Origin of the sequence: Nocardia sp. NPDC006044 (assembly GCF_042871115.1) — a bacterium.
Taxonomy (GTDB): Bacteria; Actinomycetota; Actinomycetes; order Mycobacteriales; family Mycobacteriaceae; genus Nocardia.
In genome coordinates, this window is record NZ_JBIAID010000003.1 from 152,883 (window position 1) to 178,582 (window position 25,700).

The window sequence follows — 25,700 nt, forward strand, 5'->3', positions numbered from 1 at the left end:
GGACCCACACGGGACTGACTGATGTCGTCGGCAGCGAACGTAGCCGGTGTGCTCGGCGATGTCGAGCCGTTCGCCCGCGCGCTCACCGGAGACTGTTCAGCGGATCGGCTCTGGTCAGGCTCGGATCGTCGGCGGGAAAGGTACGCGCGGGACCGGGTCCGGTCGAACGGGTCTCGAACCGCACGGTCACCACGCCGTAGCCACCGCCCTGCACCCAGCCGTGGCCGAACTCGGCGTGTTCGACGTCCATGCCGGGATGCCAGAGCGGTCCCGCGGTCGTGCTCGCCGGCGCCGCGGTCGCGGGAGCCGGGTCCGGCTCGGCCTCGCTTTCCCACGCCTCGGTGATCGGTGCCTGATCGAGTTCGGGAAACAGGGATTCCTGTCGCACCGTGGACAATCCGCCGTAGCCGACCCCGACCAGCCGGATCGGCCCGAGCTCGGCCGGGTCGATCGCCGAGCGCTGGGCGGCGGTGGTCAGCGTCACCAGGTCCTCGGTGGCGTAGGGCAGGGTGAAGGAGCGGGTCACGATGCTCATATCGGACTTGCGCAGTTTGAGCACGACGGTGCGGGCCGCGCGGCCGTCCTTGACCAGGCGGCGATGCGCGGCCGCGGCCATCTTCTCGATGGCGGGGCGCAGCTGGGCCAGGGTGACGATGTCGGTCTCGTAGGTGGTTTCGGCGCTGATCTGTTTGGCCTCGTTGCGTTCGGCGACCGGCCGGTCATCGATGCCGCGGGCCAGCCGGTGCAGTGCGGCGCCGACGCTGCTGCCCAGGATCGACATGGCCTCGGACTCGGGCAGCGCGGCGAACGCGCCGACCGTCTCGATGCCGAGCGAGCGCAGCTTGTGCTCGGCCACCGGGCCGATCCCCCACAGCTTCCGGACCGGCAGCGCGGCCAGCATCTGCGGCTGCTCGACCGCCGAAACCACCCGTATGCCATCGGGTTTGGCGAGACCGGAAGCGATCTTGGCGAGTTGCTTGCCGGTGCCGGCGCCGACCGAGGCGGTCAGTCCGGTGCGTTCGCGCACGGCCGCGCGCAGATCGGCACAGAACTGCTGCACCTGCGCCACGGTCGCGCCGGCCAGTTCGGCGGGCTCGCCGAAGGCCTCGTCGAACGACAGCGTCTCCAGCACCGGAATCCGGCTGCGGAGCGTGTCGAACACCTGCCCGCTCAGCACCCCGTAGACCACGCCGCGCGGCGGCACCACCACCGCGGTGACACCGACCAGCCTGCGCGCCTGATGCATCGGCATAGCCGACCGCGCCCCATACACCCGCGCCTCATAACTCGCGCCCGCCACAACACCCCGCCCACCGATACCCCCGACCAGCACCGGACGCCCGCGCAGCGTAGGCCGGGTCAACTGTTCGACAGACGCGAAGAACGCGTCCATATCGATGTGCAACACCCAACGCCGAGCAGTGCTCTGCGCATCGGCCCGCACAAGCCCCGGCACCCCGCCAAACCCCGCACCCACCCCGTCTGAAGCCACAGCACCCACCACGCCGGTTGCCCCAACACTCAGCCCGTCGGCCCCCGCACCACCCGGTCCGCCGATCGCCACACCACTCGGCCCATCAGCACCCGCAGCACTCGTACCGTCGGAAGCCACAACACCCAGCACGCGAGCCGCCACAACACTCGGCACACCGGCCGCCACACCACCCGGCACATCGGTCGCTATAGCACTCGGCTCGTCGGCATCCGCAGCACTCGGCTCGTCGGTCACCACGGCGCTCGGCTCGTCGGCACCCACGGCACTTGGTATGTCGGCGTCGGCTGGGCTCGGTACATCCCCAGATGTGCCGTTCGGCGGGTCGGCGCTCGGCGGGTCGGCGTGCTCGGGGTGCGGACCGTTGTGAGACGGGTCGGCTCGAATGTCCGCGCGGGTCGGCGGATGCTGACCGCTCACCGTGGTTTCGCCGCGGGTTTTCTGGGCTTCGGGGCCCGCATCGGCAGCGCCTCGGCGGTGCGCTGCACGAACTCGGCCAGCCAGGCCGGATCCGCCAGCCGCGCTGCCGGCACCCGGTAGTAGTCCTTGGCGCCGGGATACGGTGGGGCCAGCCAGGATTCGTCGGCGTAACCGGCGGCCACCGCGGTGGGTTTGACGAAGAGGTGATCGTCGGCGATCAAGGCGACCAGCTTGTCGTCGCAGTACAGCCCGTACTCGCCGAACATCGCCCTGGCCCGCACGTCCAGCGGCTCGAGCTGTTCGAGGATCCCGGCGACCGTCGCCTTGTCGGTACTCACGACCGTGCCTCGGCGACGCCCGGCCGCGCTGTTCGCGGGGACGCGGTGCCGATGGTTCGCTCACTCACGACTGCGCCTCGCACGCCCGGCCGCGCCGTTCGCGGAACTGCCGCGCCGATGGTTCGCTCACTCACAGTCGGAAATCTACGCCCGGACACCGACAGATCCCGGCAGCTACCGATGCTGCGTAGTGACTGCGTACTAGCTGTTGGTTTTCTGTAGAGATCAACAGCCCTTGCCCGCTCGCCCCCGGCCCGGTCTTGAACCGTCAACCAGCCCACGACCTGGGCAGATATCACCCGCGCCGGCGCACTACACGGTTTCGGTAAACAGTTGACGAAGCACGGGGACCGGCCTTACCGCCCAGCTTCGTATGTGATGATCGGACCTATGAAGATCCGCAAGGCCGTGATCCCGGCCGCCGGTATCGGTTCCCGGCTCCTCCCGCTGACCAAGGCCATCCCCAAGGAGATGCTGCCGGTCGGCGACAAGCCGGTCATCGAGCACACGGTCCGCGAGCTGGTCGCGTCGGGCATCACCGACATCACCATCGTGGTCAGCAGCGGAAAGTCGTTGATCCAGGACCACTTCCGGCCCAACCCGGCCCTGGTGGCGCAGCTACGCGCGGACGGCAAGACGGCCTACGCCGACGCGGTCGAAGAGGTCGGCGACCTGTCCCGGCTCGGCCACATCACCTACCTCGACCAGCACGGCCCGTACGGCAACGGCACCCCGGTGCTGAACGCGGCCCGCAATCTGGGCGACGAGCCGATGCTGGTGCTGTGGCCGGACGACGTGTTCGTCGCCGAGGTGCCGCGCGCGCAGCAGCTGATCGACGCCTACGAGGCGACCGGCGCCCCGGTGCTCGCGCTGATGCCGATGGACCCGGCCGAGTCGCAGCGCTACGGCGTGCCGGTGGTCGCCGACGACCAGGGCAACGGCCTGCTGCGCATCACCGGCCTGCGGGAGAAGCCCAAGCCCGAGGACGCGCCGTCCGACTTCGCCGCGATCGGCGGTTACGTGGTCACGCCCGGCATCATCGACGAGCTGCGCACCCAGACCAGGGCCTGGTACGAGCACCGCTCCGGCGAGGTGTACCTGACCGACGCGATCAACGTGCACGCCGCCGAGAATCCGGTCTTCGGCCAGGTGATCCGCGGCAGCTGGTACGACACCGGCAATCCGGCCGACTACCTGGTCGCCCAGTTCGCCTCGGCGCTGGCCAATCCGAAGTATGCCCCGCTGCTGCGCAGCCTGGTCGAGGAGACCCGCTAGAAGCGGCGGATGGCGTAGATGTCGAACTGGCGCAGCGGGCTCAGGCCGACCGGCACGCCCCAGTCATAGGCGTTGAAGATCTGGCCGAAGCCGGCGTAGATGCCGACGTGCGAGCCGTCGGTGTTCAGCACCACCACATCGCCGGGCGAGAGGGCGAAGAAGGGCACGGGCGCGCCGGCTCTGGCCTGTTCCCACGTGGTGCGCGGGATGTTGACCCCGACCTGCCGGAACGCCCACTGGACCAGACCGGAGCAGTCCCAGGTGAACGGGCCGGTGCCGCCCCACTCGTAGGGCTTTCCGGTCTGCGACACCGCGGCGGCCAGCGCACCTACCCCGTGCGTGCTGGGCAGCGGAATCGCGGCGGACCCGGAGGCGGACAGGGATTCGGCGCTACCGGTCGCGCTGCCGGTGTCCGACCATCCGGGTCCGGCCAGGATGAGCGTCGCGGCCGTGGCTAGGAGGAATCCGAAAGCGATGCGACGCAAGGGTTTTCTGTTCACGTGCTCGTCCCTTCCGGCGGCCCGGCGAGCGGGTCGCCATCCGGCGGTCCCGGCGGACGCCTGGGTCGAGCGGCGTCATCCATGCGGAGCCGCAGTTGCCGCGGCCGGCTCGGCGACGCCGGATGCAGCGGGTTTCAGGTAGGACAATTCACGAACTCACTGCTGCCCCAGAAGTACCTCTCTGCAACAGCAGCACCAGCTCCGATTCTGCCGCGAGCCTCGGACCTGCAACAATACTTCAGCAAATTTCTAGCATGTGATCTGTCTCACATCGATGACCGACACGCGAAAGGCCCGCACACAGCGCCGTCACGCCTCCGATTCGGCGATCGCGGCCCGAACCAGCGCGCGGGCCGCCCAGCACATCGTCTCGGTTGCCGCCTCCGGATCGAGCCCGCTGGTGTCACGCGTGGAGACCAGCGCCTCGACGCCGAACACCAGCACGACCGCATTTACCAACCGCTCGAACCGCTCCGCCGAGAGCGTGCCCCGCAGCGGCGACAACGCGACCCGCGCCATCTCCAGCCGGGTCACCCCGCGCACCGGAACCCGTTCCGCCTCAGGGACATCCACCTGACCGAACCAGCGATCGAGGGTCGCCCGCAGCACGCCGCGCCACACCACCTCGTCGGCGAATTGGAAGGCGCAGCACTCGCGCACGACCCGCTCGATGCGCTCCTCGACATCCTCGGGCAGGTCGTTCAGCAGGTCGGGGAAGCCACCGGTGAACCCGGCCTGCCGGGTGGCCATGTCCGACCACAGCGACTGCGGATTCGGGAAGTACCGGTAGGCGGTGGCGGTGGAGACCTTCGCGGCCTCGGCAACCTCGGCGATCGACGGCGAGTGACCGTTGCGGGCGAGCTCGAGCGCGGCGTTGATCAGAGCCTCCCTGGTCCGCATCTTCTGATTCGCCGCTCGACCGCTATTGAGAATCTCGTCTCGCCGTGAGAAAGTCATCTCACCACGATAGCAGAATCTCACTATTCCGGAGGGCGTGCGATGACCAGAGAAGAAATGGACGAGCTGTTCGAGCGGCACTGCGCGGCCGAGGCGGCCAACGATGTCGACGCGATCATGGCGACACTGGCCGACGAGGTCGAGCACGACGCGGTCGGCGATCCGCAAGGGACCCTGCGCGAGCCGGACGCGATCGCCCAGCGCTACCGCGCGCTGTTCGACGCGATCAGCGAGGACAAGATGGAGAGCGTGCACCGGTACTACGGCGAGGACTTCTTCGTCGACGAATCCGTGTGGCACGGCCGGGCCCACGGCATGCTGCTCGGCGTGCCCGGCAACAACCGGCCGATCAGCTTCCGCATCCTGCACGTGTGCGAGGTCCGGGACAACAAGATCAGCCGGGAGAACGTCTGGCTGGATACCGCCGCGATCATGCAGCAGCTGATGGCGCCGGCCTGATGGGCGCCTACAAGGCGGCCAAGCGCGGGGTCGCGCCGGAGCGCTACGAACGGCGCGATCGGCGGCAGGACAGCGCCGACGTGTACTGGCTACCGCCGCTGGGGAATTCGGCCGCCGCCGGGCGGCCGCAGCCAGGCGCGGTGCGGGGCAGGGGATAACGGCGAGGGCGGGGACCGAACCGGACCCCGCCCTCGCCGCGTCGGCCTATCCGGCCTTGGTGACCCGGGCGCGCACTCCCCCGACCAGGTCGGCGGCGTCGGCGCCCGCATCGCCGAGGGTGAGGGCGGTGGCGAGCACCTCGCCCGCGATCAGGTCGCGATGGGTCTCGGCCCATCCGGCCCGATCGGCGGGCACCTCGAGCACCACGGTGATCCGGTCGGATACGTCCAGCCCCAACGACTTCCGGGTCTCCTGGAGGTCACGGATGAGGTCGCGGGCCCAGCCCTCGGCCTCCAGCTCCTCGGTCACCACCGAGTTCAGCACCACCAGACCGGCATTGCCGGGCAGCGCGGCGGTGGACTCGGGTTCGGCGGCGACCAGGCGCTGGGTGTACTCCTCGGGGAGCAGGGCGATTCCGGCGGCGGTGACGACACCGTCGGCGTCCTCGGACCACTCGCCGGCCTTGACCGCCTTGATCACCGTCTGCACCTGCTTGCCGAGGCGCGGACCAGCGGCCCGGGCGTTCACCACCAGCTCGAAGCGGCCGTGCACGGCGACGTCGGTGGTCAGGTCGACCTTCTTGACGTTGACCTCGTCGGCGATGATGTCGGCGTACGGCGCCAGCCGTTCGGCGTCGGCCGCGGCGATGGTGACCTCGGCCAGCGGCAGCCGCACCCGCAGGTTCTGCGCCTTGCGCAGGCTCAGCACCGTCGAGCAGACCACCCTGGCCTCGTCCATCGCGGCGACCAGCTCCGGATCGGCGGGCAGCTCCCCGTCTTTGGGCCAGTCGGTCAGGTGTACCGACTCGCCGCCGGTGAGCCCGCGCCAGATCACCTCGGTGATCAGCGGAAGCAGCGGCGCGGCCAGCCGGGTGACCACCTCGAGCACCGTGTGCAGCGTGTCCACCGCATCCGGCTCCTCGCTCCAGAAGCGCGAACGCGACCGGCGCACATACCAATTGGTCAACGCGTCGGCGAACCCGCGCAGCTCGTCACAGGCGCCGGCGATGTCGTAGGTCTCGAACGCCTCGGTCATCGCGTCCCGGGTCTGCGCGAGCTTGGCCAGGATGTAGCGATCGAGCACGTGCGGCGAATCGGTGCGCCAGGTACCGGGTTTCGAGGCGTACAGCTGCAGGAAGGTCCACGCGTTCCACAGCGGCCGCAGCGCATGGCTGACGCCCTCGCGGATGCCGCGCTCGGTGACGATGAGGTTGCCGCCGCGCAGGATCGGCGAGCTCATCAGGAACCAGCGCATCGCGTCCGAGCCGTCCCGGTCGAACACCTCGTTGACGTTCGGATAGTTGCCCTTGGACTTGCTCATCTTCAGGCCGTCGTCGCCGAGCACGATGCCGTGCGCGACAACGGTTTTGAACGCCGGGCTGTCGAACAGCGCGGTGGCGAGCACGTGCAGGTTATAGAACCAGCCGCGAGTCTGCCCGTTGTACTCGACGATGAAGTCGCCGGGGAAGTGACCGTCGAACCACTCGGTGTTCTCGAACGGGTAGTGCACCTGGGCGAACGGCATCGAACCCGACTCGAACCAGCAGTCGAGCACCTCGGGCACCCGGCGCATGGTCGAGTTGCCCGTCGGGTCATCGGGATTCGGGCGGGTCAGCTCGTCGATCATCGGCCGGTGCAGATCGGTCGGGCGCACGCCGAAGTCGCGTTCCAGCTCGTCGAGCGAACCGTAGACGTCGGTGCGCGGGTAGGCCGGATCATCGGACACCCACACCGGGATCGGGCTGCCCCAGTAGCGGTTACGGCTGATGTTCCAGTCCCGCGCGCCCTCCAGCCACTTGCCGAACTGGCCGTCCCGCATGTGCTCGGGCACCCAGGAGATCCGCTGGTTCAGCTCGACCATCCGGTCGCGGAACGTGGTGACCGCGACGAACCAGGACGGCACCGCCATGTAGATCAGCGGCTGCCCGGAACGCCAGCTGTGCGGGTAGGAGTGCTCGATCGTCTCGTGCCGCAACAGCTTTCCGGCGGCCTTGAGGTCCTTGATGATCACCGGGTTGGCGTCGAACACCATCAGGCCCTCGTACGGCGGCACCATCGAGGTGAACTTGCCGCCCTGATCGAGCGGTTGCACGATCTCGATGCCGTTGGCCGTGGCGACCTCCATGTCCTCCTCACCGAATGCCGGTGCGAGGTGCACGATTCCGGTGCCGGAGTCGGTGGTCACGTAGTCGGCGTTCAGCACGCGGTGCGCGCGCGGGTGGCCGACGAAGAAGTCGAACGGCGGATCGTAGGCCAGGTCGGTCAGCGCCGCGCCGTCGTACTCGCCGAGCACCTCCGGCTCGTCGCCGAATTCGCGGGCGTAGTGCGACACGCGTTCGGCGGCCAGCAGATAACGCTTGCCGTCGGCGCCGCGCAGATGCACGTAGCGCACGTCGGGGTGCACGGCGATGGCGAGGTTGGACGGCAGGGTCCACGGGGTGGTGGTCCAGATCAACGCGTTGGCGCCGTCGAGCGCGTGCAGCGGATGGTCGGCGGGCACGCGCAGCGGCATGTCGACGGTGACCGCCGGATCCTGGCGCATCTTGTACGCGTCGTCGAGCCGGGTTTCCTGATTGGACAGCGGCGTCTGCTCGTACCAGCTGTAGGGCAGTACCCGGAAACCCTGGTAGATCAAGCCCTTCTCGTGCAGCGACTTGAACGCCCACATCACCGACTCCATGAAGTCGAGATCGAGGGTCTTGTAGTCGTTGTCGAAGTCGACCCAGCGGGCCTGACGCGTCACGTAATCGCGCCATTCGCCGGTGTAGCGGAGCACGGAAGATTTAGTCGCCGCGTTGAATTCGGCGAGGCCCATTGCTTCGATCTGTGATTTGTCCGTGATACCGAGCTGTTTTTCCGCCTCGAGTTCCGCGGGCAATCCATGACAGTCCCAGCCGAAACGCCGGTCGACGCGCTTGCCGCGCATCGTCTGGAAACGCGGGACGAGATCTTTGACGTATCCGGTGAGCAAATGTCCGTAATGCGGCAGCCCGTTCGCAAACGGCGGCCCGTCATAGAAGACGAACTCCGCTCCCCCGGAACGGTTTTCGATGCTCACGCGGAAGGTGTCGGCGGCCGCCCATGCGTCTAGCACGCGGCGTTCCATCTCGGGGAACGTCGCTCCGGCACCGAGGTCGACCCTCGGGTAGCCGCTGTTGCTGGAAGTTTGGTCCGCCATCGCGGATGCGTCTCCTCGTGCCGTTTCCGTTGGCACGGGGACGATGCCGGCGCCGGTGCGCCGAAACCGCGGTACCACCCCGCTTGTCCGGCCAGAGCAGCCGAACCTCTCGTTGAGAGCTGTGACGGGCTCACCCGTTCGGTTCTACTGGGCACCGCCGCACAGGCGGCGGGTGCTGTTCTTCCGAAGGCTCCCCGGTGATGGCCGGATCAACACCATGTTCATGTTTGATTCTAGCCAGTGCGGTCAAACCTATTTACGGCCCACCTAGCGTTTCGCGTGGCGGCCCGGTGGCGGCGGAGTCGAATCTTCGTCCGGCTTACCCATAGACAAGGCACTGACCAGCAGGAGCACCGCACCGAGCACGCACACCAGGATGCAACCCCACGCCCAGATCACCGAACCGGTGGTGAGCGCGGCGACCAGTAGTGCGAAGCCGACGGCGGCGAGAACGAGCGTCAACACGAGCATGGAAACCCCCAACGCATGCCAGGCGGCTCGACAGTTCCTCTAATTGTACGAACTGCGGGTGGGTGCTCGGTTGTGAGCGGCTTACTTGCCACCCTTGGCGAACGAGGCAGGCTGCAGGTTGCCGGCCGTGTTGGCATCGGCGAACGCCTCGCCACCGTCGACCGGGACCGCCGAGCCGCGGTTCTCCAGCTCCTCGAGCTGCGACTCCAGGTAGGACTTCAGCCGCACCCGGTACTCCCGCTCGAAGGTCTTGAGCTGCTCGATCCGGCTCTCCAGCACGCTGCGCTGCTGGGTGATGGTGGCCATGATCTCGGTGTGCTTGCGCTCGGCGTCGGCCTGCAGGGCGTCGGCCTTTTCCTTGGCCTGCCGCAGCTGGTTGTCCGAACGGGACTGCGCGTCCGAGAGCATCGCGTCGGCCTTCTGCCGGGCGTCGGCGATCATCGCCTCGGAGCGGGTGCGGGCATCGCCGACCAGACGCTCGGAGTTTGCCCGGGCGTTCGAGAGCAGGTTTTCCGCCTCGACCTTCGCGTCGCTGGTCAGCCGGTCCGCCATTTCCTGGGCGAGGCTGAGCACCTTGGCGGCCTGCAGATTCGCGTCCGCGCTCGGCGCCTCTTTCGGGGCGGGCGGGGCGGGCATCGGGGCGGGCGGGGCCTGCTGCACCGGCGGCTTGATCGGCTCCGGGGGCGGCGGAGGGGCCTGCTGTACAGGCGGTTTCACGTTGCTCGGGCCGACAGGGCCGCGATTCTTCTTGGCATCGGCCAGTTCCGCGTCGAGTTCGGCGACCCGCTGACGCAGGTCGGCGTTCTCCTCGATCAGACGCGAGAGTTCCTGCTCGACGAGATCCAGGAAGGCGTCGACTTCATCCTCGTTGTAGCCGCGCTTCCCGATCGGCGGTTTGCTGAACGCGACGTTGTGCACATCGGCTGGAGTCAGCGGCATGGAAGGATCCCTTCACGCGTCTTTTGGAGATCTAGCAGATCTAGCAAGCTACTTCACGGCCCATTCTGTCACACCGGGGCTACCGGCTGCCCGAGCCTGCCCACGATCGACATCAAGATGAAGACGATGAAAAGCAGGACCATAATCGACAGATCCAGGCGAATTCCCCCCAGTGACACCGGTGGTATCAACCGCCTCAGGAGTTTCACCGGAGGGTCGGTGATCGTGAAGATCATCTCGAGGATGATGACCACGACACCGGTGGGACGCCAGTCACGAGCGAAGCTTCGGATGAACTCGACGATCACCCGGCTGATCAGCAACAGCCAGAAGATGAACAGTACGAAGTACAGCACCGCGAACAAGGCCACGAGTTCACTCTGCCGCAAAATCCGCTTTGCGCAAAATGACCGCGCCGCTTCACCTGCGACCGGTCTGCAACGCCCCCCAGATCACGACCTTATTTCTGGTTGTAGAAGCCGGTTTCGGCGATGCGACGGCGTTCTTCGGCTGATACGTCGACGTCGGCCGGTGAGAGCAGGAACACCTTGGTAGCAACCTTGTCGAACGAGCCACGCAGCGCGAACGCGAGTCCGGCGGCGAAGTCGACCAGGCGCTTGGCGTCGGCGTTGCTGAGATCGACCAGGTCCATGATCACCGGGTTGCCCTCGCGGAACCGCTCGCCGATGATCCTGGCCTCGCTGTAGTCGCGCGGACGCAGTGTCGTGATCTTGGACAAGGGGCCTCCGTCCTCGAAGATCCCCGGCCTGCGCGCGGGTGCCGGTTCGGGGCGCACGCGCTCCTCGAGCCGACGCTCCTCGGCGTCGGGATCGACCGCGAGCGCACCGCGGGTGGCGCCCCGCAGCGGTGGCAGGCTGCCGCTGCCCCGGAACCGGCCGGAGGACGGCGCGGTCTCGATCCGGGTCGGCCTGCGCGGCGAGTCGTAGCGGTCCTCGCCGTAGGGCTCGTCCGCGTACTCCTCGCGGCGCGAGACCGGGTAGCCGGCCTTGTACGGCGACTTGTAGGCAGGTTCCGGGTAGTCGGCGTCGTCCCGGTCGAAGCCGTCGGCGGCGTAATGACCAGCGCCGTAACGGTCTTCGGGGTACCGGTCGGCACCGTAGGCGTCCGGGTAGTCACGGGGCCGCGGGCGGCGCGCGCCGCGATCATCGATCCCCCGGGGGGCGCGATCATCGACATAGTCGTCTTCGTAGTCTTCGAGCGGGACCATGCCGAAGTACGCCTTGAACTTATGCAGCGTGCTCATGACTTGGCCTCGCTGACGCTCGGCGAAGCCGTGACCACGAGGGTGGCTGCGCCCATTGGCCGCTCGCTGCGCTCGCTCATGACCTGGCCTCGCTGACGCTCGGCGCAGTCATGACCATGATGGTGGCTGCGTCGAGAACTCGCTCGCTGCGCTCGCTCATATTGGTCGACCTTCCTTCGGCCCCGGTGGCGGCCGGGTGTTGAAGTCTTGCTCAGCCCTCGTCTGCCTCAAGCATATGTGTCGAATGTGACTGATGAGGTTTCTTTGCTACGCCGAGGTTATCGGTCGAGCGCCCATCAAGGCGGTACCGACACGCACACAGGTGGAGCCGTGTTCGATGGCAGATTCCAGATCGCCCGACATTCCTGCGGAAAGTTCTGTCGCGCCGGGATGCTCGGCGAGCAACATCGTGTGCAAAGTCGCAAGTCGCGCAAATGCCGCATCAGACTCAGCCCCCAATGGCGGAATGGCCATCAGACCGGACAGTCGTAATGCCTTGGACCCGGCAACTTGTTCTGCGAGACGGGCCAATTCGGCCGGCGCGACACCGCCGCGCGAGGGGTCGTCATCCAGGCTCACCTGCAACAGCACGCGCACCGGGTCGGTCCGCTCCCCCGCGTCCAGCGCGGTCTGCGCACCCGTGGCCAGGGCCGTTGCCAGTCGTTCGCTGTCGACCGAGTGCACGGTGTGTGCCCAGCGCGCGACGACCCGCGCCTTGTTGCGTTGCAGGCGACCGATCATGTGCCACTGCACATCCGGGAGTCCTTCGTCACCTTCGGCGTCCCGGCCGACCAATGTTGGCAGTTCTGCCACCTTTGCCGTGGCTTCCTGCTCGCGCGATTCGCCGAATTCGCGGCGGCCGAGGCGATACAGGATCGCCACGTCGCCGGCCGGGAAGAACTTCGTCACTGGGAGTAGACGCACCGAGTCCGGCTTTCGCCCCGCCGCGAGGCAGGCCGTGTCGACCCGTTGCAGCAGCGCGGACAGATTGGTGGCCAGTTCGGCGGTACGCGCGTCGACCTGTGCCGCAATGGCTTCCGAGCCGCTCATCAGCGCACCTCCGACCAGATCACGCTGCCGAGCCGTCCGGTGGGCGCGCCGCGGCGGTGGCTGAACAGGGTGCGGTCCTCGATGGTGCAGCGCGGGTCGATGGCGACGCCGTTGATCCCGGCCTCGATGAGCTGCCTGGCGATGCCGGCGCGCAGGTCGAGCGAGGGCGTCTTGCGCACGGTGGTGGAAGCGCTACCCGGTAGGTGCTTTTCGACGTCGGCGCGCATCGCGGCGGGCACTTCGTACTGCCGCCCCGAGGCGGCCGGGCCGAGGAACGCACCGATGCGGTCGACGCTCGCGCCGAGGGACACCATCGCCTCGAGCACCTTCGGCACGATCCCGATCCGCGCGCCGATCCGGCCGGCGTGCACGGCGGCGATGACGCCGGCCTCGTCGTCGGACAGCAGGACCGGCACACAGTCGGCGGTCAGCACCACCAATGCCAGGCCGGGAACCTTGGTCACGAGGGCATCGGTGGCGGGCACCGGCTCGTCGCGTGGCCCGTCGACGATCTCGACGTTGCGTCCGTGGATCTGCTCCATCCACACCAGCCGATCCGGCGTGAGCCCGATCCCCTCGGCCAGCCGATCCCGGTTGCGCCGCACCGTCGCCGGATCGTCGCCGACGTGATCGCCCAGATTGAACGACTCGTAGGGCGGGGCCGAGAAGCCGCCCGCCCTGGTCGTTGTCACTCGTCGAACGGTCAGCGTAGGGACAGAAGTCATGCCACCGAGCCTAATCGCGCGCCGCGCACCCGACGACCCAGCGGAGCACGCCACCCACTCCTCCACAGTTGCCCCGTAGCGGACTCGGGAAGTCGAGTCGAGTCATAGGGTCGCTAGTTGATCTTGAAAAGCGACCATATGACTCGACTCGATGACCCGACGACCACTCGGCTCGGCAGGCGGTATAACCGCGAAGGCCCTGATCCCGGCGGGATCAGGGCCTTCGTGGGTGAGGTCGGTCGATCTGCCGACCGAGCGTCACCGTCGCATGAAAGACGGGACGTCGACATCGTCGTCGTCATCGTCGTCGGGCGGCGCGATGTGCGTCCGGGCGTTGTTCGCCACGGTCGGGTCGGCCATCCGCGCCTTCTCGCTGTCCCGGTAGCTCGGGACGGCGCCGCGGGTGGAGGAGGTCGAGCTCGCGGTCGCGGCCGCGATGTCGGTGCTGCGGGCCGCCGCCTCCGCGGGCCTGCTCTGGCCGATCTCGCCGGCGCGGGCCGATCCGATGGTGCTGCGGCTCGGGTTCTCGAAGGTCCGCCGGGCGGGACCGCCCCCGTCGAAACCGGCGGCGATCACGGTGACTCGCACTTCGTCGCCGAGCGAGTCGTCGATCACCGTGCCGAAGATGATGTTGGCCTCGATGTGCGCGGCCTCCTGGACCAGCGACGCGGCCTCGTTGATCTCGAATAGGCCGAGGTCGGAGCCGCCCGCGATGGACAGCAGCACGCCGTGCGCGCCGTCCATCGAGGCCTCCAGCAGCGGCGAATTGATCGCCGACTCGGCCGCTTTCACCGATCGGCCCTCGCCGCGCGCCGAGCCGATGCCCATCAGCGCGCTGCCCGCGCCGGACATCACGCTCTTGACGTCGGCGAAGTCGACGTTGATCAGACCCGGGGTGGTGATCAGGTCGGTGATGCCCTGGACACCGTTGAGCAGCACCTCATCCGCCGAGCGGAACGCGTCCATCAGGCTGACCGCCGCGTCGCCGAGCTGTAACAACCGGTCGTTCGGGATCACGATGAGCGTGTCGCAGGACTCGCGCAGCTGACCGATGCCGGTCTCGGCCTGGCCGCCGCGCCGCTTGCCCTCGAAGGAGAACGGGCGGGTGACCACGCCGATGGTCAGCGCGCCGAGTTTGCGCGCGATCTGGGCGACGACCGGGGCGCCGCCGGTGCCGGTGCCACCACCCTCGCCCGCGGTGACGAAGACCATGTCGGCGCCCTTGAGCACCTCTTCGATCTCGTCCTTGTGGTCCTCGGCGGCCCGCCGGCCGACCTCGGGGTCGGCGCCGGCGCCGAGGCCACGGGTGAGTTCACGGCCGACATCGAGCTTGACGTCGGCATCGCTCATCAGCAGCGCCTGCGCGTCGGTGTTGACCGCGATGAACTCGACACCTTTGAGGCCCTGTTCGATCATCCGGTTGACGGCATTCACACCGCCGCCGCCGATACCGACGACCTTGATCACGGCAAGGTAGTTGTGCGGGGGCGTCATGGGCTCTCGCCTTCCTTCGATCTAAAGCCTGTCGTTTTCGGATTCGAGACACTCCGCCGTATTCGCCTGAGCGGCTTCACTCAGCGAACCGCCGCTCGGGCAAACCCTAAACCTCAACCATAGGGTTAGCGTTATGTCAAGTATCCGACTGCTGCGGAACGCTATTCGCCGCCGCCGCAATACGCGCGCAGGCGCGCCGAAACAAGAGACAGAATCTTGTGTGATCCCTCTCGTCTCGCAGCGCCGCACGACGTATGGTGAACGGTTGCCCCCTGCCGCTCGGTTCCCGGCGCGAGGGCCGGTGCGGTGAGCGTCAGGCCCGGAAGCGGCAGCTCGCACGACCCTTCCGGATCGGCGAACGCCACCCGTCGAACACTGCAATTCGACGCGGGCGCAATGGGTATCGCTCACTTTACCGTGACCAGGTTGGGACTCGACACATCGAACACCGTTCCAGGGCGGGTCAGCAGCGGGAGCACGACCGCCGACTTGCGTGCGGCGTCGCTCGTGCCGCCCCAGAGTACCGTGCGCCCGTCCTTCAGATTCAGCGAAATATCCGAAATTGACCGTGCCGCAACCTCGTCCACCTGAACGGCCAGCGCGGGCGGTAGCGCGGTGAGCACGCCGACCGCGGCCCTGGTCACCGGCGCGTCACTCGCCGGGTGATCGGTGATCAGCTTGGGCACGCCGATCGGCGCGTCCTCGATCGCGAATTCCACGCTCTCCGCGTCGAGTAGATGCGCGCCCTGCGGACTGTCGAAGAACAGCACCGGGACTCGTTCGACCACGGTCACCCGCACGGTCGACGGGAACACCCGCTGCACCCGAGCCGTCCGCACCTTGGGAATGCTCGCGACACGCCGGGCGATCGCGGTCGTGTCGATGCGCAACATCGACCGGCCGGAAGGGATTTCGAGCAGATCGCGCACCTGCTGTTCGGGCACCGCGACCGCACCGTCCACGTCGACGGTGCGCACGGAGAGCACCGGGGTGAACCACGCGACCGCACCGAAGACGACAAGGACGCACACGCCCAGCAATCCCCACAGCCGGACCCGCCGCCACCCGTGCGGGCTCAGCCGCAGACCGGCCGAACGCGCCGCGCCGACGCCCTGCTCGCGCACCGACCCCGCACCGCGCCTCGATCGCTGGGTCACGGCCTCACCGCCCGTACTGTGGACGCGCCCGTAAACCGTCGAGGATCTGGCTGCCGAGCATGGTCACGTCGCCGGCGCCCATGGTGATCACCACGTCGCCGGGCAGCGCGAGCTTGGCCACCTGACGGCCGACCCGCGACATATCCGGCTGGTAGTGCACGGGTTTGGTGACCGACTGCGCGACCAGCGCGCCGTTCACGCCGGGCAGCGGCTTCTCCCGCGCGCCGTACACGTCGAGCACGACCACCTCGTCGGCCAGGCTCAACGCGGCGCCGAAGTCCTGCGCGAACGTCGCGGTGCGGCTGTAGAGATGCGGTTGGAAGACCACGATCACCCGGCCCTGACGCGAGCGGGCGCCGTCGCGCGCCTCCTGCTGCACCAGCTCCGCGGCGGCGCCGAGCACGGCGCGCACCTCGGTCGGATGGTGGGCGTAGTCGTCGAAGACGCGCACGCCGTTCTCCCGGCCGGCGAACTGGAACCGGCGGTGCACGCCGCCGAAACCCTCCAGGCCCTGGATGATTTCGTCCACATCGGCCCCGGTCGCCCGCGCGGCGAGCAACGCGGCCAGCGCGTTCAACGCCATGTGCCGGCCCGGCACCGACAACCGCAGAGTGCGCGGTGCGGCTTCGTCGGCGAGCTGGAACTGGGCGATGCCGCCGACGTCGCGCGGCTCCCAGCTGTGCAGCCGCACGCCGACCGGGACCGGCGCGTCGGCCAGTTCGCCGGAGCCGTAACCCAGCACCCGAATGTTCTTGGCGGCCAGCTTCTCCCCCACCCGCTCGGCGAGCGCGCGGGAACCCGGGTCGTCCAGGCAGACCACCAGCAGGCCACCATCCGCGAGCCGGTCGGCGAAGTCGTCGAAGACCTGAACGTAGGCCTCGTCGGTGCCGAAGTAGTCCAGGTGATCGGACTCGATGTTGGTGACCACCGCGACGTCCGGGTCGTATTGCAGCAGCGACCCGTCGCTCTCGTCGGCCTCGGCGACGAAGATGTCCCCGGTGCCGTGGTGCGCGTTGGTGCCCGCCTCGTTCAGCTCGCCGCCGACCGCGAAGGACGGGTCGAAGCCGCAGTGCTGCAACGACACGATCAGCATCGAGGTGGTGGAGGTCTTGCCGTGCGTGCCCGACACCAGCAGCGTGCGGTGCCCCTGCATCAGCGAGGCGAGCACGGCCGGGCGCAGCAGCACCGGGATATCGCGCCGTTTCGCTTCCACCAGTTCGGGATTGGTCTTCGGGATGGCGGCGTAAGTGGTGACTACCACGGTCGGGCCGCCGGGCAGCAGATCCAGCGCGCTGGCGTCGTGACCGATGCGCACCTGCGCGCCGCGGGCCCGCAGCGCGAGCACGCCACGGCTCTCCTTGGCGTCCGAGCCGGATACCGCGCCGCCGCGGGACAGCAGGATCCGGGCGATGCCGGACATCCCGGCCCCGCCGATGCCCACCATGTGCACCCGCTCCAGCGAGGGCGGCAAGGCGGAGAGATCGTCGTCAGCCACCGGCCACCTCCAGCACGATCCGCGCCACCGCGTCGGCGGCGTCGCGATGCCCGGCACCGGCCGCGGCGCGGCCCATCTCGGTCAGCCGGGAGGGGTCCATGAGCAGCGGAATCACCTCATCGATCACGTATTTCGGCGTCAGCTCCGAATCCGGGACAATCCGGCCGCCGCCCTGCCGGACGACGGGTCTGGCATTGAGTTCCTGTTCGCCGTTGCCGTGGGCCAGCGGCACGTAGAAGGCGGGCAGGCCGACCGCCGACACCTCGGCGACGGTCATCGCGCCCGACCGGCAGACCACCGCGTCGGCGGCGGCGTAGGCGAGATCCATCCGGGAAAGATACGGCACCGCGACATACGGTGCGCCGGCCCCACTCTCAGTGGCGAGTGACTCCGCTCCGGTGGCGACCTCGAGCGTGTTCTTCGGGCCGTGCGCGTGCAATACCGAGATGCCCGCCGCGGCGAGTTGCGCTGCGGCGCCGGACACCGCGTCGTTCAGGCTGCGCGCGCCCTGCGAGCCGCCGAACACCAGCAGTACCGTTCCCTCGGCGGGCAGGCCGAAGTGTGCGCGCGCCTCGGCGCGCAGCGCGGCCCGGTCCAGCGTGGTGATCGAGTCGCGCACCGGAATCCCGACGACCTGCGCCCCGGCCAGGCCCGAATCCGGTACCGCGGCAAGCACTCGCGCGGCACGGCGGGCGCCGACCTTGTTTGCGATCCCGGCCTTCGCGTTGGCCTCGTGCACCACCACCGGCACCTTGCGCCTGCGGCGCAGCGACCCCTGCCCTGCGGCGAGGTAGGCGGGTAGCGCCACGTATCCGCCGAAGCCGACGATCACGTCGGCCTCGACCGCGTCGATCACCGCCCTGGTCCGCGCCACCGAGGCGCGGACCCGGCCGGGCAGCCGCAGCAGATCCGCGGTGGGCTTGCGCGGCAACGGAACCGGCGGGATGAGCTCGAGCGGATAGCCGCGCTCGGGAACCAGCCGGGTCTCCAATCCGCGTTCGGTGCCCAGCGCCGTCACCCGGATCGAATCGTCGAGCCGCCGCAGCGCGTCCGCCACCGCGAGAGCGGGTTCGATATGGCCCGCCGTGCCGCCGCCTGCGACGATTACCGAGATCACCTAGATTTTCCTCGTTCTCTTGTGTGGTTGACCGGGTAGCTGGGCTCCCACGCTCTGGTGGCGCGCAGCGAGCTGGTGCCGCGGCTCTCCGGCGAGCGGCGCCGTCCCGGCTCCGGCTGCGGGCGCCGCGCGGGCAAGGCCTGTCTGCCCGGCCGTGGCGGCTTTCGCTGCGCGGATTTCGCCCGAGCGGCACTGGCCCGCGCCGGTGAGTACACCTCCGGCTTGGGCAGCCGCAGCAACCTACTGAACCTACCGTCTTGCCCGGCGTGCAGCGCGGAGACGGCCTCCGGTTCGTGTCTGGCCGCGTTGGCGATGATGCCGAACATGAACAGCGTGATGGCCAGCGACGAACCGCCCGCCGACACCAGCGGCAGCTGCAGTCCGGTGACCGGCAGCAGGCCGACCACGTAACCGATATTGATCAGCGCCTGCCCGGTGATCCAGGTGGTCGCGGTCGCGGTCAGCAACCGCAGGAACGGATCGACCGAGCGGCTGGCGATTCGGATCCCGGTGTAGACGAACAGCGCGAACAGTCCGAGCACCAGGGCGCAGCCGAGAAAGCCCAGCTCCTCGCCGATGATGGCGAAGATGAAGTCGTTGTGCGAGTTGGGCAGGTAGCTCCACTTGGCCCGGCTCTGCCCGAGACCGCGGCCCCAGATCCCGCCGTCGGCCAGCGAGTATAGCGCTTGGCGGGCTTGATAACCGATGCCCTGCGGGTCGTCGCCCGGGTTGAAGAACGCGCGCATGCGGTCGGATCGATAACCGGCGGACAGCGCGAGCACCGCCGCAGCGATCATGCCGGACACCGAGACCGTGACGAACAACCGCAGCGGCAGCCCGCCGAACCAGAGCAGCGCGGCGAGCACGATGCCCAGCGCGATGGTGGTGGACAGGTTCGGCTCCACCACGACGAGCAGGCACACCAGCAGGCCCGCCGGAACCAGCGGCATCAGAATGTCTTTCAGCCCGGCGTGTTCCGAGCGGCGCGACGCCAGCAGGTGCGCGCCCCACACCACCAGGGTGACCTTCACGATCTCCGACGGCTGCACGTTGAACAGGCCGAGATCGATCCAGCGCCGCGCGCCCTGCACCTTGGAGCCGATGCCGGGGATCAACACCAGCACCAGGCCGAGCACGGACAGCACGAACAGCGGGAACGACCACTGTCGCAACCGGCGCAACGGAATCCGCAGCGCCAGATAGAACAGCACGGTGCCGATCGCGGCGAACATCGCCTGCTGGTTGAACAGCTTGTACGCCGATCCCTCATCGGCATACGCCTCGACGCTGGACGCGGACAGCACCATCACCAGGCCGAGCACCGTGAGCAGGGTGGCGATGGTGACGACCAGATGAAACGACGCGAGCGGCCGCGCCAGCCAGGCCACGAACCTGGCCCCGGCGCCTGGCTGTTCCTGGCGCCGCCGCGTCGGCTCTGTCCGATTGGCGCCGTTCACAGGCCCTCCATAGTCACACTCCGCTGCCGCCTCCGAGCCTCGTGCTCACGGCGCGGCCTCATAGCGTCCGCCCGACGTCACCGTCTTCCAGTGCGTGCACCGCGGCCGCGAAGCTGCGGCCCCGGTGCGTGTAATCGGTGAACATGTCCAGCGAGGCCGCCGCGGGGGCGAGCAATACGGTGTCGCCGCGGCGGGCGTATCCGGCCGCGGCCTGTACGGCGCGCGCCATGACGACGTCGGCCTTGTCTCTCGACGCGTCACCCATCCCTGCATCGTCTCCCGCGATCAGCTCGATGACCGGGACCTCAGGCGCGTGTCGCGCCAACGCGGCCGCGAATACCGGTGCGTCGGCGCCGATCAGCACCACGGCGACCAGCCGGTCGGCGACCTCTTCGACCAGGTCCTCGATCTGCGCGCCCTTGAGCTGACCGCCGGCCACCCAGACCACCTGCGGGTGCGCCAGGATCGCGGTGCGCGCGGCATGCGGGTTGGTCGCCTTGGAGTCGTCGATGAAGTCGACGCCGCCGACCTCGCGCACGAACGCCGACCGGTGCGGGCCGACCTTGTGCTCGATCAGTCCTTCCCGGATGAACTGCGGCGCCACGTCGATGGCCCTGGTCAGCGCGGACGCGGCGAGCGCGTCCGCGACACCGGCCGGTCCGGGCGGGCTGATGTCGCCGACCTCGGCCAGGATCGCGGCCTTGGTGAACGCGCGATCGAGCAGCTTGCCGTCCACCACGCCGAGCTCACCGTCGGCGGGCACGCCGATCCGGAAGCCGACGGTGCGCCGGGCTTTCGAACGGCGGGCCAGCGAGGCCGCCACCGGATCGTCGAGCCCGACCACGCCGACCCGGCCGACCAGCGCCCGCGCCTTCGCGGCGGCGTACGCGTCCAGGCCGCCGTGCCAATCCAGGTGATCCTCGGCCACATTGAGCACCACGCCCGCCTCCGGGCGCACCGACGGCGCCCAGTGCAGCTGGAACGAGGACAGCTCGACCGCGAGCACCTGCGGTCCCGGGTTGCGCCGCAACGCGTCCAGGATCGGCAGGCCGATGTTGCCGCACGCGACACTCGGGATGCCCGCGGCGCGCAGGATGGCGTGCGTCATCTGAGTGGTGGTGGTCTTGCCGTTGGTTCCGGTGATCACCAGCCACTTGCGCACGGGTCCGTAGATCCTGGCTTGATCGACCCACCAGGCGAATTCGACGTCACCCCACACCGGCGTGCCCTCGGCCACCGCCGCGGCGAGCACCGGCGAGTCCGGCCGCCAGCCCGGGCTGGTGATCACCAGCGCGAACCGGCTCCAGTCCGTGGTTTCCAGTTCCACGCAGGTGGCGATGTCCAGACCGAGCCCGGCCGCCTCGGCCAGCGCCGCGGCGCCGCCGTCGGTCACCACCGGGCGCGCGCCGATATCGCGCAGCGGCTCGATCAGCGAGCGTCCGGATATGCCCCAGCCCGCGACGAGAACGTCACGACCACGCAGGAATTCGAGCATGGGCCCAGGTGATCGCAGGGCCCGAGGAGAATGTTCGACCATCGCTAGTTCACCCGACCGCAGAGAGATATTCGCTGTAGAACAAGCCGAGCCCGACGGCGGAAGCCATCGCGGCCAATAGCCAGAACCTGATGATCACCGTAGTCTCGGCCCACTTGCTGAGTTCGAAGTGATGATGGAACGGCGCCATCTTGAACAGCCGGTTGCGCGTGGTGCGGTACACCGCCACCTGCAACACCACCGACAGGGTTTCGGCGACGAACAGCGCGCCGATGACGATCATCAGCAGCTCGGTTCGTGTGGTGATGGACAATCCGGCCAGCATGCCGCCGAGCGCCAGCGAGCCGGTGTCCCCCATGAAGATCTTGGCGGGCGCGGCATTCCACCACAGGAAGCCGACGCACGCGGCGGCGCCCGCGGCGCAGACCAGCGCCAGGTCCAGCGGGTCGCGCACGTTGTAGCAGCCGACCTCGGCCTTGATCTCGCAGGCGTGGTAGTACTGCCAGAACGTGATGACCACGTAACCGCCGAGGACCAGGCTCATCGAGCCGGCCGCCAGCCCGTCCAGGCCGTCGGTCAGGTTGACCGCGTTGGACCAGGCGACCACGACCAGGCAGACGAAGACCAGGAACACGACGACGCCCATGGTCACCGTGCTGATGTCGCGCACGTACGACAGATGCCTGCTGGCCGGGGTCAGCCCGCTCGCGCCGCGGAACTGCAACGCCAGCACGCCGAAAACGACTGCGGCAGTCAGCTGTCCGAGGTATTTGCCCGCGGCGGTCAGGCCGAGGTTGCGCTGCTTGCGGATCTTGATGAAGTCGTCGACGAAGCCGACGCCGCCGAGCGCGGTGGCCAGGCCGAGCACCAGCAGGCCGGAGGCCGACGGGCCGTCCGCGCGGTAGCCGATGCCGATCAGGTGCGAGCCGAGGTAACCGGCCCACATGCCGATGATGATGGCGACGCCACCCATGGTGGGGGTGCCGCGCTTGGCCTGGTGACTGGCCGGGCCGTCGACCCGGATCTCCTGGCCGAAGCCCTGCTTGGCGAACATCTTGATCAGCAGCGGGGTCAGCAGAATGGATACGGCCAGCGCGATCGCGGCCGCGAAGAGAATCTGTCTCACGCCTTGGCCTCGCTCACTCAGTTGCCTCCGTGCTTGCCGTATGTCCGCTGGATGGCTCCGATGTGATCAAGTGTTCGGCGACCTCCCAGAGGCCTACCGACTTCGACGCCTTGACCAGCACCACATCGCCCGGCTCGACTTCGTCGTCGAGCAGCGCGATGGCCGCGCCGATATCGGGCACGAGGATCGACTCCTCACCCCATGAGCCTTCCATCACCGCTCCCTGGTGCATCGCCCGGGACGGCCTTCCGGTGCCGACCACGATCAGCCGGTGCACGTCCAGCCGCACGGCGAGCCGCCCGATCCGGTCGTGTTCGATCACGGATTCCTCGCCGAGCTCACCCATTTCGCCGAGCACCGCCCAGCTGCGCCGCGGCGTTTCGCCCGCGCGCGACATGGTGACCAGGGCCTTGAGCGCGGCGCGCACTGAGTCCGGATTGGCGTTGTAGGAGTCGTTGACCACGGTCACCCCGGTTGGGGTGGTCCGCACGTCCATCCGGCGGGCGGACGCGGCGCGCGCGCCGGACAGCGATTGCGCGATGGTGTCGAGGTCGGCGCCGCATTCGAGGGCGACCGCCGCCGCGGACAGCGCGTTGCCGACCTGGTGTTCGCCGTGCACCGCCAGCTGAATCGCGATGCTGCCCACCGGCGTATGCAGGGTGAAGCCCGCGCGCGCCGCGTCGTCGAGCCGGATGTCGGTGGCCCGCAGATCTGCGCCCTCGGCCTGGCCGACGGTCACCACCCGGGCGGTGGTGCGCGCCGCCATCGCGGCGACCTGCTGGTCGTCGGCGTTGAGCACGGCCAGCCCGGACGGCGGAAGGGCCTGCACCAGTTCGCCTTTGGTCTTGGCGATCGCCTCGCGGCTGCCGAACTCGCCGAGATGCGCGGTGCCGACATTGAGCACCACGCCGATGGTCGGCGGGGTCACCTCGGCGGCCGCCGCGATATGGCCGGGGCCGCGCGCGGACATCTCCAGCACCAGGAAGCGGGTATCGGCGTTGGCGCGCAACGCGGTCCAGGGATGGCCGAGTTCGCTGTTGAACGAACCGGGCGGCGCGACCACGGTGCCGAGCGGCGCGAGCACCGCCGCGAGCAGGTCCTTGGTCGAGGTCTTGCCGGACGAGCCGGTCACCCCGATCACGGTGAGCGTGCCTGCGGCCGTGAGCCGTTGCACGCTGGCGCGGGCCAGGTCGGCGAGCGCGGCGAGCACCGCGGCCCCCGATCCGTCCGAATCACCGGCCAGCGCAACCGAACTCGACGGCACCGAGCCCGGGTTCGGCGCGACGACGATGGCGGGCACCCCCACCGGGCGGGCCGCGAGCACCGCGACCGCGCCGGCCGCGACCGCCGGGGCGGCCCAGTCGTGCCCGTCCGCCCTGGTGCCCGGCAGGGCCAGGAACAGATCGCCGGAACCGATTCGGCGCGAATCGAATTCGACCGAACCGGTGACTCGCGCCTCCGGGTCGGGGACGTCGTGCAGCGTGCCGCCGACAACGTCCGCGATCTCCCGCAGTGTCATCTCGATCATGAAACCGTCAAGTCCTCCGCGTCCGCGTTGTGCGGACTTCGCTTGTCCAGTGCCGCCGCGAGCACGTCGCGGTCGTCGAAGGGGTGCTTCACACCCCGGATCTCCTGTCCGGCCTCGTGCCCCTTCCCCGCAACCAGTACCACGTCGCCGGGCTGAGCCCAATTCACCGCCGCCGCAATGGCTTCGGCGCGGTCGCCGAGTTCGCGCACCTCGCCGCGGCCGGCCTCGGCCAGCGCGCCGGTGCGCAGCGCACCCCGGATGGCTGCCGGGTCCTCGCTGCGCGGATTGTCGTCGGTGATGATCACCAGGTCGGCGCCGCGGGCGGCCACCGCGCCCATCAGCGAGCGTTTACCCGCGTCCCGGTCGCCACCGGCCCCGACCACCACGGCGAGCCGTCCGGGCGATTCCGGCGCGTCCGCCGCGAGATGTCCACGCAGCGTGGCGATCACCGATTCCAGCGCGGCCGGCTTGTGCGCGTAGTCGACGATGGCGAGGAAGTCCTGCCCGCGCTCCACCCGCTGCATCCGGCCGGGCACGTCGACGGTGGCCAGCGCGGGCGCGGCGACCGTCGCGTCGACCCCGGCGGCCGCGCACACGGCGACCGCGAGCAGTCCGTTGGCCACGTTGTAGCGCCCCGGAAGCCGCAGTCGCACAGCGATATCGCCGTCCGGGCCGGCCGCGGTGAATTCCTGCTCGCCGCCGTGCGCGGTGATCGCGCCGTCCAGGGCCCAATCGCCGGTTCCGGTGGTGGACACCGTGATCGGGGCGTCGAGACCTTCCGCGAGGCGCCTGCCCCACTCGTCGTCGACGCAGATCACCGCGGTCCGCGCGGCGACCGGCGAGGTCGGCTCGAACAGCCTGCGCTTGGCGGCGAAGTAGTCCTCGAAGTCCTTGTGGAAGTCCAGGTGATCCTGCGACAGATTGGTGAACCCGCCGACCGCGAATCGAACACCGTCGACGCGGCCGAGCGCCAGCGCGTGACTGGACACCTCCATCACCACCGCGTCCACGCCCTGCTCGACCATCAGCGCGAACATCGCGTGCAGCTGCGGCGCCTCCGGAGTGGTCAGCGCGCTCGGCACGCGCCGACCGCCGATCCGGGTCTCGATCGTGCCGATCAGCGCGGTGGACAGCCCGGCGGCGGCCAGGCCCGCTTCCACGAGGTAGGAGGTCGTCGTCTTGCCCGAGGTACCGGTGATGCCGACGATGCGCAGCCGCTCACTGGGATTGCCGTAGATCAGCGCGGACAACTCCCCGAGCACCGCGCGCGGATTCTCCCGCACCAGCACCGGCACCGTCAGCTCCCCGGCCAGCTCGGCGCCCGCCGCGTCGGTGAACACCGCGACCGCGCCGCGTTCGACCGCGTCGCGCGCGAACCGCGCGCCGTGCGCCTGCGCGCCGGGTAAGGCGGTGAACAGATCTCCGGGGCGCACGGCCTGCGACCGCTGCTCGATGCCGGTGACCCGGATCTGCGCGAGGGCGGGACCGGTCGCCTCGGCGCCGGTCGACGCCAGCACGGTGGTCAGCGCGGTGGCCGGCGGATGAGCGGGCCGGAGCGCGTGCTGGCTGGGCTGCGCAGGCACATTGCTCCTCTCTGATACGGGC

23 protein-coding genes are annotated in these 25,700 nt (G+C 69.1%); 3 read left to right on the top strand and 20 right to left on the bottom strand.

Translation table 11 applies throughout. The features are described 5' to 3' along the window. Positions 1-82 precede the first annotated feature (82 nt). Positions 83-1,393, bottom strand: coding sequence for a DNA polymerase IV (locus ACFYO1_RS25370; protein WP_387238550.1), 1,311 nt, complete (start codon positions 1,391-1,393; stop codon positions 83-85). Positions 1,394-1,908: 515 nt separating this feature from the next. After that, the gene (locus ACFYO1_RS25375; RefSeq protein WP_387235784.1) at positions 1,909-2,250 is read right to left on the bottom strand and encodes a TfoX/Sxy family protein; all 342 of its coding nucleotides are present in this window, start codon (positions 2,248-2,250) and stop codon (positions 1,909-1,911) included. A gap of 390 nt (positions 2,251-2,640) precedes the next feature. Here ACFYO1_RS25375 and ACFYO1_RS25380 point away from each other — a divergent pair, with 390 nt between their 5' ends. Beyond that, positions 2,641-3,525, top strand: a complete 885-nt coding sequence (locus ACFYO1_RS25380) for a UTP--glucose-1-phosphate uridylyltransferase (protein WP_387235787.1) — start codon at positions 2,641-2,643, stop codon at positions 3,523-3,525. On the opposite strand, the gene ACFYO1_RS25385 is transcribed toward ACFYO1_RS25380, so the two are convergent. Further along, positions 3,522-4,025: an NlpC/P60 family protein gene (locus ACFYO1_RS25385; RefSeq protein ID WP_387235790.1), complete on the bottom strand. Its 504-nt coding sequence runs from the start codon at positions 4,023-4,025 to the stop codon at positions 3,522-3,524. The two genes, ACFYO1_RS25380 and ACFYO1_RS25385, sit on opposite strands and share 4 nt — an antisense overlap. Positions 4,026-4,334: 309 nt before the next feature. After that, on the bottom strand, positions 4,335-4,982 hold the full coding sequence (locus ACFYO1_RS25390; protein WP_387235793.1) for a TetR/AcrR family transcriptional regulator: 648 nt from the start codon (positions 4,980-4,982) through the stop codon (positions 4,335-4,337). 42 nt (positions 4,983-5,024) lie between these two features. On the opposite strand from ACFYO1_RS25390, the gene ACFYO1_RS25395 reads away from it, so the two are divergent. Both ACFYO1_RS25395 and ACFYO1_RS25400 read left to right on the top strand, forming a co-directional pair. Then, positions 5,025-5,441 carry an ester cyclase gene (locus ACFYO1_RS25395; RefSeq protein WP_387235795.1) on the top strand — a complete coding sequence of 139 codons (417 nt, stop codon included), beginning with the start codon at positions 5,025-5,027 and terminating at the stop codon, positions 5,439-5,441. Next, positions 5,441-5,599 (top strand): hypothetical protein, encoded by a 159-nt coding sequence (locus tag ACFYO1_RS25400; RefSeq protein WP_387235798.1) that lies wholly within the window; start codon positions 5,441-5,443, stop codon positions 5,597-5,599. The genes ACFYO1_RS25395 and ACFYO1_RS25400 overlap by 1 nt, the downstream gene beginning before the upstream one ends. A gap of 46 nt (positions 5,600-5,645) precedes the next feature. On the opposite strand, the gene ileS is transcribed toward ACFYO1_RS25400, so the two are convergent. The 16 genes from ileS to ACFYO1_RS25480 all read right to left on the bottom strand — a co-directional run bounded on the left by ileS (position 5,646) and on the right by ACFYO1_RS25480 (position 25,678). Then, positions 5,646-8,777: an isoleucine--tRNA ligase gene (gene ileS / locus ACFYO1_RS25405; protein WP_387235801.1), complete on the bottom strand. Its 3,132-nt coding sequence runs from the start codon at positions 8,775-8,777 to the stop codon at positions 5,646-5,648. A 267-nt stretch (positions 8,778-9,044) separates the two neighbouring features. Next, positions 9,045-9,248, bottom strand: coding sequence for a hypothetical protein (locus ACFYO1_RS25410; protein ID WP_150406569.1), 204 nt, complete (start codon positions 9,246-9,248; stop codon positions 9,045-9,047). Between the two features lie 81 nt (positions 9,249-9,329). Then, positions 9,330-10,187, bottom strand: a complete 858-nt coding sequence (locus ACFYO1_RS25415; RefSeq protein WP_387235805.1) for a DivIVA domain-containing protein — start codon at positions 10,185-10,187, stop codon at positions 9,330-9,332. Positions 10,188-10,255: 68 nt separating this feature from the next. Then, on the bottom strand, positions 10,256-10,558 hold the full coding sequence (locus ACFYO1_RS25420) for a YggT family protein (protein ID WP_150406567.1): 303 nt from the start codon (positions 10,556-10,558) through the stop codon (positions 10,256-10,258). A gap of 89 nt (positions 10,559-10,647) precedes the next feature. Beyond that, positions 10,648-11,451 carry a cell division protein SepF gene (locus tag ACFYO1_RS25425; protein WP_387235808.1) on the bottom strand — a complete coding sequence of 268 codons (804 nt, stop codon included), beginning with the start codon at positions 11,449-11,451 and terminating at the stop codon, positions 10,648-10,650. A gap of 267 nt (positions 11,452-11,718) precedes the next feature. Next, the gene (locus tag ACFYO1_RS25430; protein WP_387235811.1) at positions 11,719-12,501 is read right to left on the bottom strand and encodes a YggS family pyridoxal phosphate-dependent enzyme; all 783 of its coding nucleotides are present in this window, start codon (positions 12,499-12,501) and stop codon (positions 11,719-11,721) included. Beyond that, entirely contained in the window at positions 12,501-13,226 is a 726-nt protein-coding gene (gene pgeF / locus ACFYO1_RS25435; RefSeq protein ID WP_387235814.1) for a peptidoglycan editing factor PgeF, read from the bottom strand. The genes ACFYO1_RS25430 and pgeF overlap by 1 nt, the downstream gene beginning before the upstream one ends. A 258-nt stretch (positions 13,227-13,484) precedes the next feature. Then, positions 13,485-14,720: a cell division protein FtsZ gene (gene ftsZ, locus ACFYO1_RS25440; RefSeq protein ID WP_387235817.1), complete on the bottom strand. Its 1,236-nt coding sequence runs from the start codon at positions 14,718-14,720 to the stop codon at positions 13,485-13,487. Between the two features lie 407 nt (positions 14,721-15,127). Next, complete coding sequence (locus ACFYO1_RS25445; RefSeq protein WP_387235820.1) at positions 15,128-15,877, bottom strand: cell division protein FtsQ/DivIB; 750 nt, start codon at positions 15,875-15,877, stop codon at positions 15,128-15,130. Positions 15,878-15,881: 4 nt separating this feature from the next. Then, complete coding sequence (murC, locus tag ACFYO1_RS25450; RefSeq protein ID WP_387238553.1) at positions 15,882-17,321, bottom strand: UDP-N-acetylmuramate--L-alanine ligase; 1,440 nt, start codon at positions 17,319-17,321, stop codon at positions 15,882-15,884. Positions 17,322-17,364: 43 nt separating this feature from the next. Then, positions 17,365-18,489, bottom strand: coding sequence for an undecaprenyldiphospho-muramoylpentapeptide beta-N-acetylglucosaminyltransferase (murG, locus tag ACFYO1_RS25455; protein ID WP_387235823.1), 1,125 nt, complete (start codon positions 18,487-18,489; stop codon positions 17,365-17,367). Beyond that, positions 18,486-19,946 carry a putative lipid II flippase FtsW gene (gene ftsW / locus ACFYO1_RS25460; RefSeq protein ID WP_387235826.1) on the bottom strand — a complete coding sequence of 487 codons (1,461 nt, stop codon included), beginning with the start codon at positions 19,944-19,946 and terminating at the stop codon, positions 18,486-18,488. The genes murG and ftsW overlap by 4 nt, the downstream gene beginning before the upstream one ends. Before the next feature lie 58 nt (positions 19,947-20,004). Then, complete coding sequence (murD, locus tag ACFYO1_RS25465) at positions 20,005-21,441, bottom strand: UDP-N-acetylmuramoyl-L-alanine--D-glutamate ligase (RefSeq protein WP_387235829.1); 1,437 nt, start codon at positions 21,439-21,441, stop codon at positions 20,005-20,007. Between the two features lie 49 nt (positions 21,442-21,490). After that, the gene (gene mraY, locus ACFYO1_RS25470) at positions 21,491-22,567 is read right to left on the bottom strand and encodes a phospho-N-acetylmuramoyl-pentapeptide-transferase (RefSeq protein ID WP_150406558.1); all 1,077 of its coding nucleotides are present in this window, start codon (positions 22,565-22,567) and stop codon (positions 21,491-21,493) included. Positions 22,568-22,580: 13 nt separating this feature from the next. Continuing rightward, positions 22,581-24,095, bottom strand: a complete 1,515-nt coding sequence (murF, locus tag ACFYO1_RS25475; protein ID WP_387235833.1) for a UDP-N-acetylmuramoyl-tripeptide--D-alanyl-D-alanine ligase — start codon at positions 24,093-24,095, stop codon at positions 22,581-22,583. Then, on the bottom strand, positions 24,092-25,678 hold the full coding sequence (locus ACFYO1_RS25480) for a UDP-N-acetylmuramoyl-L-alanyl-D-glutamate--2,6-diaminopimelate ligase (protein WP_387235836.1): 1,587 nt from the start codon (positions 25,676-25,678) through the stop codon (positions 24,092-24,094). The genes murF and ACFYO1_RS25480 overlap by 4 nt, the downstream gene beginning before the upstream one ends. Between the last annotated feature and the right edge of the window lie 22 nt (positions 25,679-25,700).